The 343-nt window shown below is 44.0% G+C and carries 1 protein-coding gene; it reads right to left on the minus strand.

From position 1 onward, the window contains the following. Positions 1-21 precede the first annotated feature (21 nt). A partial coding sequence (locus GNY06_RS00925; protein ID WP_176589925.1) for a transposase occupies positions 22-343 on the minus strand: 322 nt, incomplete at its 5' end.

Genomic DNA, 343 nt, shown 5'->3' on the forward strand with positions numbered 1-343 from the left:
ATAGCGCATGGAGGCGCGGATTTAATGAACCACGCAAAGTTGTACCCTGGTTTTAGGAAATACAGCCTCAACCGCTTCGGGGAAACCTTTCAGGCCGTCTATGCAGGCAATCATAATATCTTCCACAACGCGTTTCTTCAGATCAGTGAGAACTCCAAGCCAGAATTTGGCCCCTTGATTTTCTGAACTATAAAGCCCAAGTACATCCTTTTTTCTTGCGATATCAACCCCGAGGATATTATAGATCGCACGGGTTTCAACAGCACCATTCACCCTTACCTTGAAAAACATACAATACAGAAATACAAATGGATAGACGGTTTCAAGAGGACGGTTTCTCCAT

The sequence above is a fragment of the Elizabethkingia argenteiflava genome (genome assembly GCF_009904105.1).
Taxonomy (GTDB): domain Bacteria; phylum Bacteroidota; class Bacteroidia; order Flavobacteriales; family Weeksellaceae; genus Elizabethkingia; species Elizabethkingia argenteiflava.